The sequence below is a fragment of the uncultured Albimonas sp. genome, assembly GCF_963977235.1.
Classification (GTDB): domain Bacteria; phylum Pseudomonadota; class Alphaproteobacteria; order Rhodobacterales; family Rhodobacteraceae; genus Albimonas.
Genome location: NZ_CAXBOD010000098.1, coordinates 1 through 10,525, shown reverse-complemented (window position 1 = coordinate 10,525; position 10,525 = coordinate 1). Strand labels below are relative to the sequence as shown.

The following is a 10,525-nucleotide window of genomic DNA, read 5'->3' as shown; positions in this document are numbered from 1 at the left end:
GGCCCGAGACCAGCGGATGCCGCTCGCCGAGCGCATTGTTCGTGGCGCCGGCGAGGTTCCGGGCCATGGCGGCCTGGCGCTGAGGCGGCAGGGTCAGGTCCAGGGCCTGCATGTGGACGGCGCTGTGGCGCTCGATCCAGGCGCATCCATCGGGGTTGATTGCGATCTCGGAGGTGGCGGGATCGATGATCGCCTCGCGCAGGGGCGCGAGATCATGCTCGGCGAGGGTCGCGGGGGCGTTCATCAGAAGACGAGATCCCGGTTCACGATGACAGAGATCCGCGCGCCCTGGTCCACGTAGATCACCGGCGGCAGGCGCAGGTATTCGGCCATCACGTTCTGGGTGGTGCGTCGGGCGTCGTCGCCGACCTGCTCGGCGGCCTCCTGCGAACTTGCGTCGGAGCCCGCGGCGAGGTTCGGCGCTAGGCTGATCAGCGAGATCAGGGCGGCCGAGCCGAAACGCTCGGCGAACCGCGTGTCGAGGTCTCCGTCCTGCCCCGAGCGGCCGATCGCGTCGGCGCCATAGCCGCCAAGCGCGACCGAGACTCCCGCGGGCGTGATGGCGCGGCTCCAGGCCACCTGTGCACGGGCTTGGGCGATGGAGACGTCGGCGTTGTACTGCCCGATCAGGCGGGTGCCTTTCGGCAGCAGCACCGCCGAACCGTCCCAGGACCAGACGTCCTGCGCGATCGCGGCGCGGACGATGCCCGGCAACTCGGTGCTGATCGCGGTTTCCAGCACCGCGTCGAGCGAGGTGCCCTGCACGATGGTCCGCGCCGGATCCCCGATGGCGCTGGCCCGCGCAGTGTCATGGGCGGCGGTGGACGCGGCCTCCATGAAGCGCTCCTCTCCCGAGAGGCGGCGCGAGGCGCCGGGGGCGGTGCCGGCTGCGGAAGGCGTCCTGGCGTCGAGGACGATGCCGTCGGAGGCGATCTGCGCCTCCTGCAAGGCGCGGCGGCGGGCGCGTTCCTCGGCGTCGCGGCGCGCGGTATCGGGGTCCGTGGCCGGGGTAGGCTCGCCCGGCGTCTGCGCGGCGAGGGCGGCGCGGTGGCGCTCCTCGATCAGCGTGCGCTCACGGTCGAACTGGGCGCGCAGGGCTTCGGCCTGGTCGTCGAGCAGGGCGCGGATTTCGCCTGCGCGGGCGGCGTCGGCGCGGCGCATTGCGGCGAGTTCGGCTTCAAGGGCGGCAAGGCGCGGGTCTTCGCGCGGTGGTTCCTTTTTCTCCGCGGGTGGCGGCGGAGCGATCTCCAGCGAGGGCGGTTCCGGTTCGGCTTGCTGCGGCAGTGTGATTTCGGTGGAGATGCCGGGCGGCTCGAACCCCGCCTCCTGCATCTCCTCGGCCGAGGAGGTGCGGGCGAAGAGCGCCGTGATCTGCTCGGGGGCGAGCAGCAGCGCTCCGACCCCGGCGAGCAACGCGGCCAGCGCAGCGCCGCCGAGCAGGCGGCCCGGGGCGCGACGGGGGGCGCCTTCCATCGCCTCACGGCGGGCGGCGAGCAGGGCGTCGCGGTCCTCGGTCATCGATCAGGCGCCTCGCGGCGCGAGGCGCAGGCGGCGACGGGCCCGAGCGCATCGCCATGGGCGATGGCGGCGGCCGCCTCGCCATAGCGCAGGGTCCAGCGGGCGGAAACGCGATCGGCGGTGAAGCCGTCCGCGTTCTGGACCGTGTTGACCAGGGCTTCTTCGCCCGAGGCGTCCACGGCGAAGAGCGCCGGGCGCGGCGCGTTCCGCGGCAGGCGAAAGGTCGTCTTCACCCCGTCGTCGAACACGGCGAGGGGCTTCAGCGCGGCGTCTCCGGCCCAGTGATAGTCGCGGTTCTTCGGGCGCGCTGCGGCGAGCGCGGCGGCGCGGGCCTCGGCTGCGGCCTCCTCGGGATAGGTGAAGCTGACGCGATAGGCATGGTGGCGCGAGCCGGCCTTCAGCCAGCGGGCGCGCAGCTCGAACACGTACGATCGGCGGTCGGTGATGACATTCATGTTGCTCGCCGCGCCGTTGATCAGCGGTTTGATGGCCAGCACATCACCCTGCTGCAGCCGCACGATCTGCCAGGACGCGCTGTCGCCGACCGAGACCGACTGGACCGCCTCACCCGGGGCGAAGCGGATGTGGGTGATGAACTTCATCGCGAGGTTCAGCCGAAACACCTCGTCCGGGTCATAGGCGAGGGTTCGGATGCGTGGATCCGGGCCGACCGGACGCGGGGCCACCTCGGCCATGGCGGGCGAGGCGATCAGGGCGGCGAGGAGCAGCGCGCGCATTCAACCCTCCCTCGGGCGCAGGGTCTCGGCGTCTACCCGATAGCGGGTGACGGTGAAGCCGAGCGGGTTGGCCCAGACCTGCTCCAGCGTGCGCTCGACGCGCGGGCGGAAGGCGAAGCCGATCGTGGCCACGAAGTCGCGCTCCACCGGCTGGATCCCGGGCTTTTCGAGGCGGCGGACGAAGCGGACCTGTGCGGCGTCCTCGCTGAGGATCGAGACGGCGCGGACGCGGACCGAGATCCGGGTCTCGGCGCCGTAGAGGTTCGGCGGATAGTTTTCCGCCGCGGCGGTCCAGAGGGCGCGCAGGCTCGCATCCGCCTGGCCTTCGGAGAGGCCCACGACCATGGGAATGCGCTCGGCATTGTCCGCCGGATCATAGGTCTCGCGGGAACTCACATAGCGCACCAGCTCCGCTTCGCGCACCGCGTCGCGCTCGGCGAGCGAGCCCGGGCGGGTGGAGACCACCAGCTCGCTTTCGCCGGTGCTGCGGTCGACCATGACTACGTAGGGGCGGATTTCCTTGAGTGGCAGGGCCATGGCGAGGGCGAGCGAGGCCCCGAGGGCCGTCAGCAGCGAGACCCCGGCCACGCCCCAGGCGATGGAGCGCTGGCGGCGCAGGGAGAAGAAGAGCTCGGTTTCGAAGGCGAACGCGGCGGAATCGGGGGAGGGCGGCATGGCGGACTCCGTGGCGTCTCGCGGCGCCATCGGGCGTCGCGGTGGGAAGTCGGATGGGGCGGGGAGGGTCAGGCGCGGTCGGTGACGTCCGGGCCGGAGCGGCGAGCGTCCCGCGCCTCGCTGCGGGCCTTGGCGTTGGAGTAGACGCCCGCCCGCCCGGCGGCACGGATCGCCGAACTCGGTGCGAGCTGGCCGCGCTCGGCCTCGCGCTCGCGGAAGGCGCGGGAGCGTTCCTCGCGGATCTTCGCGTTGCGTTCCCAGTCGCGATAGAGGCTCTGGATGCGGCTTGCGCCGGGGTCAGGGGTGCGCGCGGCGCCGAGGGCGGAAGTCACGGCGGCGGAGACCGGTCTCGCGCGCTCCTGCCCCGCAGAGGCGACCGAGGCCCCGCCGCGCGCGGCGCGGGCGGCCATGCCGGGCCCGTCGGCGGTGGCGACGATGGAACCCGCGAGCCCGTTCACCAGCATCGGCACCTGGATCATCAGGAAGATCGCGGCGACCCCGACGATGATAAAGCCCGCAGCGTCGCTGACTTCGACGGCGGTCCGCGCGTCGTTGATCATGCCTTGGCCTATGCCGACGATGACTCCCATCACGCCCGCGAGGACCAATGGGATCAGGGCGAAGCCGATGGTGAACTTTGCCCAGGCCTCGAACAGGTTGGAAGTCGCTTTGAACATCAACGCGGTCAGGAACACCGGCGCGAAGGACACCGCCATGGCGAGGCCGACCTTGCCGAGCGCCGAGACGATGATGGCCACGCAGGCCATCAATGCGCCCATCAGCCAGACCGCAAAGGACATAAGCGAGATGGAGTAGAAGGCGCTCTCATCGGCAAGCACCTGGGAGAAGTCGAAGAGGCCGGTGATCATCTCGTCCAGCGCAACGTTGAGATTGGGGGCGTCGGTCGCGCCCAGCAGCTCGGCGCCGATGGCCCCCGGCGTGTTCGTCAGGATGTCGTAGAAGGGCTGGAACTGCGCCCAGCTCGTCGCGACCGCGGTGATCGCGACGTAGCGGACCGACCATTTGAGGTAATCTGCGACGCGCACCGGCGCGAACTGGAGCGCAGCGTTGGCGCCGATGAAGCAGATCCCGACCACGCCCATGGCCTGCAACATGGTGGCGACCTCGCCGGCGAACGTTGCGAACACGCCTTCGGCGTAGCCCCCGATTTTCTCGTCGATCAGGTCGAGCGTGTCCTGAATGTAGCTGGCCATGCGCGGCCTCCTTCCTTGCCTGGAAACCGCGGTCAGCGTCCGCCGCCGAGAGCGCCGACCTCGCGACAGTAGCTGATGGCGTCCCGCATGCCGTCATCCTGCTCCTGCAAGGCGAGGTAGTGAGGCCGCAGGGCCTTGCGCGGCAGGCTCCAGAGATCGGCCGGCACCATCGCAGCGATGGCATCCCAGTCTCGATGCCCGTCAAGACAGGTGATGTGGTATGAGCGACCGGCGTCGAACGCCTCGCATTGCGCGCGGATGTGCTGCGCGTCCCAGCGGTCCCGGTACTCCTGGAGGATGACCTTCATGCCCTGGTTGCCGGCACGCGCGTCGATCTCGGCGCGATCATCGTCTCCGCCATAGCCGCAGCCGAAGGACCGCTTTTCCTCCGCCGCAGCCATCCCCGCCGCCGCGGCCAGCGCGGCCGCCAGGATCATCGTCTTGCGCATCATGCTTCTCCTCAGTCTTCCCGACCGACGCCCTGCAGGAACCGGCGCTGCGCGGCGCGGTCCCGGGCGGAGGCCGCCGCTTCCGTTCCCGCCGACCCGGCGGCGGCGGCCTGCACGCGGATGCTTTCGGAGAGCAGCACCGCCACCTCCGCCAGGATCCGGCTGTTAAGATCGACGCTTGCCTTGAGGTCCGTCGTCGTCTCGATCGCGGCGATCATGTCGCCGACCCGCTCCATCGCCGCATTGGCGCGGCGGTAGCCCTCCTCGGCGGTCACGACCGCCGCCATGCCCGCCCCCGCCTGCACCGCGAGCGCGCGGTCCTGCCCCTCCTCGGAACCGCGGAAGGCGGCGAGGGCGCCGAGGTCGAGTTCTTCGCGTAGTTCCACGACGCGGTCGGACAGGTCCGCCCCGGCGCCCGGCAGCGCGCTTCCTTCGATGGCCGATGTCACGATCCCGTCGAGGCTCTCGGCGGCCTCGCGCGCGGCGATCTCGGCGGCGCCGTTCAGCAGCGTGCCGAGGGCGCGGGGGCCGGTCAGGGCCTCGAGTTGGCGCTGCATCTCCTCGATCTGGCGCAGCTCAGCCTCATAGGTCTGTTTGAGCTGTTCGATCTGCTGGACCCATTGGGCGAGGGCCGCGGAATCGACGACAGGCACGCCCGCGGACAGCGCGGGCGACGCGGTCAGCAGCGCCGCGGAGAGAAGAGCCGGGCGGATCATTGGGGGGCTCCGTTGATCGGCTGCCATTCGCAGCGGGTCGCGGCGCAGGGCCAGGTCTTGGGCGCGGGGTCCGCGCAGGCGGCGAGCAGGAGGAAAAAGCTCAGGGCTATGAGGCGCATCAGGCATCTCCTTCGCGGGAGGGGCCCCCGCCCAGCACCGCCAGCAGCGGGCCGAGGACGGCGAGGTCGAGATCCACCAGCGCGCCGCGGTCGCCGGTGCGGATCGCGGCGAAGCGGCGGCCGCCGGGGCTTTGGGTCAGGAACGCGGTCTCGGCGTCGCTCAGGCCGAGCGGGGCGAGCTCGGCTGCAGTGAACCGGCTGGACGGAAAAACCAGCGTCGTCGCGATGCTCTCGAGGATCGAGCCGCCGGCGCGGCTCTCGGCGACATGGGAAACGCGCTGGGTCAGCATGACGAGCGCGACGTTCTTCTTGCGCATCGTCAGCATCCAGTCCTTGAGACGCGCCTCGAAATACCCGTCGTCGAGCAGCTTCCACGCCTCGTCGAGCACGATCAGGGTCGGGCGGCCGTCCTCGACCATCCGCTCGACCAGGCGGAACGCATACGAGAGCCAGGCGGTGCGGATGGCGGGGGCGTCGAAGATCTCGGTCAGGTCGACGCCGGAGATGTCGCGGGCGAGGTCCAGCGCATCCTCGCCCTCGCCTGCGAAGAGCCAGCCGTGCTGACCGCCGGGGGCCCAGCGGCCCATGCGGGTGAAGAGGTCGCCGCCATCGTCGATGCCGCGCAGGGCGGCGCGGAAGTGATCCGCTGTTTGCAGGGCAGGAGCGGTGTGGGCGTTGGCCTCGACGGTCTGCGTCAGCGCCTCACGCTGCTGGGCGGAGAGGGGCCCGTCCTCTCGCGAGAGCAGGGCTTCGAGCCAGTCGGCGAGCCAGGCGCAGCCGTGCGCGTCGGTCTCGGTCGCGAACGGGTTGAAGCCGGTGGGGGCGCCCATGCGAATTGCGGCATAGGAGCCGCCCATGGCGCGAACCGGAGTCTCGAGCCCGCGGTCCTTGTCGAAGACAAGGATGCGCGGGGAAAGCCTCTGCATCTGCGCCATGAGGAAGGCCATGGAGGCGGATTTGCCCGAGCCCGTCCGTCCGATCACCAGCGCATGGCCGACGGTACGATCGCCCGGCACGCCGGGGAGGTGGAAGCCGAAGCGGTATGCTTCATGGCTGAGGGTCGGCAGCACCGCGACCGGCGCGCCCCAGGGCGAAGCATCAGCTGAGGAACCGGGGCAGGGAGCGTGGAGCGCAGCGAGATCGGCGAAGTTGCCGGAGGAGATCATCGAGGCCCGCGCCCTGAACCCGTAATTCCCCGGCGCCTGCGCGAAGTATGCCGCGCGGGCGCCGATGCTCTCGCGCACCGCGCCGGCGCCCGCAGCCTGCACCGCGCCGCGGATCTGCGTGGCGATCTCGTCGAGCCGGGCGGGGCTTTCCGCGGTCGCCATGATCGAGAGATGGTGCAGGCCGAAACCCGCGCGCCCCGAGGCGAGATCGTCCGCGGCCTCCTCCAACTGCAGCGCCAGCGAGCGCGCCGCGTCATCGGCGGCGCGCATTTGGCGCAGGGTGCGCTGGATCCGGGCGAGCGCGTCATAGGGATTGATCGGGGTGTAGCTCTGGCTGAGCAGCGTATCCTCGGGCAGGTCCAGCCCCGCCAGCGCGCCAGGCGTTGTCTGGGCGGGATAAGCCTTGAGCGTGATCATCGCGCCAAAGCGGGTCTCGGCGGCGTCGAGCCCAGGCAGGGTGAAGCCATCGCCCCGGAAACGCAGGTCCGAGGTCGCGAGGCTGTCGGCGATGGTCGCGAGGCCGAGCGGATGCACCCGCGGGCGCCACGCGCCGGAGACGGTCGCGCCCAGCATCCCGAGCCATTCCGGGCTCTCGCGCGTCAGACGGCGCGGCCCCGCTACTGCAAGGACGGCCTGCATGTGGCCCATGATCTCGTCGAGCCGGGCGATACGTTTGGCCAGGGCCGCACGCTGTGCCGGGACGCCGCCGCCGGTCAGCCGGGCGCGCAGGCCCGCTGCCTTCGCCGGGCGCAGCAGGACCGAGACCATCACGCGGCGGCGGCGCAGGCCCAGGCTGCGGAGGTGCGCACGCCAAGCGGCGTCCAGTTCGGCCGCGAAGCCATCGTCGGACACCGCGGGAACCTCCGGCGTCTCGCGATGCGAGAGCCGGTGGATGTAGAGTGCGGCATCCGGCGGCAACTCTGCCGCGCAACGGCTCATGGCCTCCGACAGGTCCGAGATGGCCGCGTGCTCGGCAGTGAGGGGGTCGAGACCCTCGACGAGGAACGAGCCCATCACATCGCCGTCGCGCAGGAGGATCACGTCCTTCCGAGCGAAGCAGAGCCAAGGCAGAAAGCCCGACAGCGCCTGCTCGCGCGCCGCCCCGCGCGGGGCGACCGCCCGCAGCCCGAGGGTGGACCTCAGATCAAGCATGGTAGGCAAAACCCTCGCCGCGGAACCAGCCGGGGGTCGGGGGCGTGCGGCGCAGGGCGGTGAACACCACGTCGCCGATCCGCGGATCCCAGGCGGCGAGCGCGCGCAGCACGGCGTAGCTCAGCGCCGCGCTGGCGCCGAACCAGAGGAACGACAGGGTGGCGATGAAGCCGCCGACGGACAGGCCCGTCAGCAGCACCAGATACCCCATCGGCAGGCCTGCGACGCTGACCGGCCGGGTCAGCGCCTGGAAGCAGGGCCGCGCGCTCATGCGTAGCCCGAAAGGATCGTGCCTGCGCCGAAGATGATTGCGAGCCCGACCACGACGGACACGGCCGAGATCCAGTTCATGCGGCCAGTCGCGAACATCACGCCGACCACGGCCAGCGCGACGAGGCCGATCGCGCGCCCAAGCTCTCCGGTCAGCGCGTCGCCGATGGTGGTGAACATGTTGGTGATGGGCGAGAGCTCCTGCGCCATAGCCGCGGTGGCGACGAAGGAGAGCGCGGCCGAGAGGCTGAGAGCGCGCAGCGCGCGGGTCAGAATTCCCATATTCCGGTGTTCCTGTGCTGGTCGGTCGGGGTGGGGGAGGTGAGGGCTTGCGCGTCGCCGGTCAGCGCGGCGACATAGGCGCGGGTCTCGGGATAGGGCGGCACGCCGCCATGGCGCGCAACAGCCTCGGGCCCGGCGTTGTAGGCGGCGAGGGCGAGGGTCACGTCGCCGAAGCGCGCGAGCTGCGCGGCGAAGTACCGGGCGGCGCCGTCGAGGTTCTGGGCCGCGTCGAACGGGTCGGAGACGCCCAGATCACGCGCCGTCTCCGGCATCAGCTGCCCGAGCCCCTGCGCGCCCTTCGGCGAGACCGCGCGCGGGTTCCAGCCGCTCTCGCGCTCGATCAGGGCGAGGAACAGAGCGATGAACTTGGCGGCGGAGAGACCCGCCGCGCGCGGTCCCGCGCCGCCCGCGTGGCGGAGGGCGACAGTCTCGGCGAGCGCCTTCAGCGCCACCTTGCTGGAGAGGTCAGGCGCGTCTGCGGCAGGCGTCGGCGGGAGGACCTGCGCCTCGCCGCCCGGCGCGAACTCGATCACCGTCGCGATTGCAGGGGCCGCGAGCAGGCAGAATCCGGCCGTCAGGAGAGTCAGGCGCCGCATCGCTCAGGCCCTCGGCAGCTGCTCGAACGTCGCCTCGCGGTGAGGAGAGGCGACGAGGGCGTCGCCATGCTGCTCTGCATCCAGACCGCGCATCGCCTGCCTCCCTCCGGCTGATTGCGGAACCACAGCGCGCAGGACTCCGAAGCGCGGGCGAAGACCCGCGCGTCATCCCCCGCCAAGAGGCGCGGGTCATCCTGACCGGTTTGGTGGCCGGAGGCCTCTCGGCGAGTCTCGCCAAGGGCGAGTGCGTGCCGGGCCTCGTGCTTCCGCTTTGGCACGACGACCGTCGCCGCGCCTCAATTCGAGAGCGATACTGTCGGGCGCGGAATCCCGGGTCAACAGTGAAAGTAAATCTTATTCTTGCCGCATATTCTTATCCGACATGAAGCCTGGGATAGACCATTTGGGTTCCGCGTTCAGCGCCGATTCAATCTTTTGGCGCACGTGACGAAGAGATGAACTTTAACCGCACTTGGCTTGAATAGAACGCTTGGCTAGTCTCGGCCGGATCAACCGCAGAGAGAAGGACGCAAGACACGCCCGGCGCGGACAGGCCCGCGCCTCAAAAAAGAAAACCCCGATGATCGGAGACCATCAGGGCTCGGCTAACGCCGTCGTTTGACAGCTCGACGTTAGCCGCTTCCCCAAGCGCTGGCAAGAAAAGACGCCTTCGGGCGAACAGAGGAGTTGTGCCTGCGCTTCTGGTCTCCGTGAGGAGAGCAGCGAATGACCATCCCCACCCGTCGCGGCGATGCCGCTGTGGCGCGCCGAAAGGCCTTCCTTTCCAACCTGCATCGCCTGCTTGACCAGGCGGCGGCGACGCTCGGCCTATCTGATGCCGTTGCGACCACCGCGCATGACTTGATCAACCGCATTCCAGAGGACGCCCCAGCGCCGATCAGCCCCGCCGGCGTGGAGCGCCTCGCGGCCCTGCGCGGGGTCGATCCGCGCACCATCCGCTACCGTATCCGCAAGCTGATCGAGGTGGGACTCGCCGAGAACCTCTGCCAGGACGGCGGCCATCGACAAGTCGTCCGGGACCGTCAGGGCCGCGTCGCCGAGATCTACGGGATCGGGTTCTGGCCGTTGCTTGATCGGGCGGAAGAGATCGAGGCGGCATACCAAGCCCGCGTTGAGGTTCGGGACGAGCACGCCCGGCTGCGTCGCGAGATCAGCGCCATGCGTAGTCGCCTGCGGCCGGTCTTCGATGCGGGTCGCGCGGCGAGCGAGGCCTGCGCCGCGTGGCGGAGTTTTCCGCGACGCCTCGCTCATCTTGGGATCGCGCGGCTGCGGGACGTCTTTGCCCGCGTGAAGGCCCTGCTGGAGGAGATGGAGGAACGCGACGCCGCCTGTGGACAACCCGACGAGGGACGGAAAAATCCTTCCGACCGGCCGGAAAAATCCGAGCGCCCATACAGAACACAGCAATTCTCTGCAGAGACCTGTAATCCCGCGGAGGCACGCCAAGCCCGTGCGATCGCTTGCGGCCTCCAGTACGTCACCCTGCCGATGGCGCTCGAACTCCTGCCCTGGGACTGGCGCGACGACTTGAACCGCTACGGCGCGCCGAGCTGGGAGGCGGTGACGCAGATCGCCTGCGAACGGGCGCTGCGCGAAGGGCTGCGGCAGGA

General features: G+C 70.4%; 12 protein-coding genes and 1 pseudogene. 1 reads left to right on the top strand and 12 read right to left on the bottom strand.

Going from position 1 to position 10,525, the window contains the following annotated elements:
* The 12 genes and pseudogenes from AAC134_RS22725 to AAC134_RS22670 form a co-directional block, all read right to left on the bottom strand.
* Positions 1–244: pseudogene (locus AAC134_RS22725) on the bottom strand (type VI secretion protein); the annotation flags it as partial.
* Positions 244–1,518, bottom strand: a complete 1,275-nt coding sequence (locus AAC134_RS22720) for a TrbI/VirB10 family protein (RefSeq protein WP_339951900.1) — start codon at positions 1,516–1,518, stop codon at positions 244–246. The pseudogene AAC134_RS22725 and the gene AAC134_RS22720, both read right to left, overlap by 1 nt.
* Positions 1,515–2,255, bottom strand: a complete 741-nt coding sequence (locus AAC134_RS22715) for a TrbG/VirB9 family P-type conjugative transfer protein (protein WP_339951898.1) — start codon at positions 2,253–2,255, stop codon at positions 1,515–1,517. Before AAC134_RS22715 ends, AAC134_RS22720 begins: the two co-directional genes overlap by 4 nt.
* Positions 2,256–2,930: a type IV secretion system protein gene (locus AAC134_RS22710; protein WP_339951896.1), complete on the bottom strand. Its 675-nt coding sequence runs from the start codon at positions 2,928–2,930 to the stop codon at positions 2,256–2,258.
* 68 nt (positions 2,931–2,998) lie between these two features.
* Positions 2,999–4,144, bottom strand: a complete 1,146-nt coding sequence (locus tag AAC134_RS22705; protein WP_339951894.1) for a type IV secretion system protein — start codon at positions 4,142–4,144, stop codon at positions 2,999–3,001.
* A gap of 32 nt (positions 4,145–4,176) precedes the next feature.
* The gene (locus AAC134_RS22700; protein WP_339951892.1) at positions 4,177–4,593 is read right to left on the bottom strand and encodes a hypothetical protein; all 417 of its coding nucleotides are present in this window, start codon (positions 4,591–4,593) and stop codon (positions 4,177–4,179) included.
* A gap of 11 nt (positions 4,594–4,604) precedes the next feature.
* A complete protein-coding gene (locus tag AAC134_RS22695; RefSeq protein ID WP_339951890.1) occupies positions 4,605–5,309 on the bottom strand; it encodes a type IV secretion system protein in 705 nt (234 codons plus the stop codon).
* Positions 5,306–5,428: a hypothetical protein gene (locus tag AAC134_RS22690; protein WP_339951888.1), complete on the bottom strand. Its 123-nt coding sequence runs from the start codon at positions 5,426–5,428 to the stop codon at positions 5,306–5,308. The genes AAC134_RS22695 and AAC134_RS22690 overlap by 4 nt, the downstream gene beginning before the upstream one ends.
* Entirely contained in the window at positions 5,428–7,746 is a 2,319-nt protein-coding gene (locus AAC134_RS22685) for a hypothetical protein (RefSeq protein WP_339951886.1), read from the bottom strand. Before AAC134_RS22685 ends, AAC134_RS22690 begins: the two co-directional genes overlap by 1 nt.
* Entirely contained in the window at positions 7,739–8,017 is a 279-nt protein-coding gene (locus AAC134_RS22680; protein WP_339951884.1) for a VirB3 family type IV secretion system protein, read from the bottom strand. Before AAC134_RS22680 ends, AAC134_RS22685 begins: the two co-directional genes overlap by 8 nt.
* Positions 8,014–8,298, bottom strand: coding sequence for a TrbC/VirB2 family protein (locus tag AAC134_RS22675; RefSeq protein ID WP_339951882.1), 285 nt, complete (start codon positions 8,296–8,298; stop codon positions 8,014–8,016). The genes AAC134_RS22680 and AAC134_RS22675 overlap by 4 nt, the downstream gene beginning before the upstream one ends.
* On the bottom strand, positions 8,286–8,894 hold the full coding sequence (locus tag AAC134_RS22670; protein ID WP_339951880.1) for a lytic transglycosylase domain-containing protein: 609 nt from the start codon (positions 8,892–8,894) through the stop codon (positions 8,286–8,288). The genes AAC134_RS22675 and AAC134_RS22670 overlap by 13 nt, the downstream gene beginning before the upstream one ends.
* Before the next feature lie 726 nt (positions 8,895–9,620).
* Here AAC134_RS22670 and AAC134_RS22665 point away from each other — a divergent pair.
* The coding region (locus AAC134_RS22665) for a helix-turn-helix domain-containing protein (RefSeq protein WP_339951878.1) at positions 9,621–10,525 on the top strand (905 nt) is incomplete at its 3' end.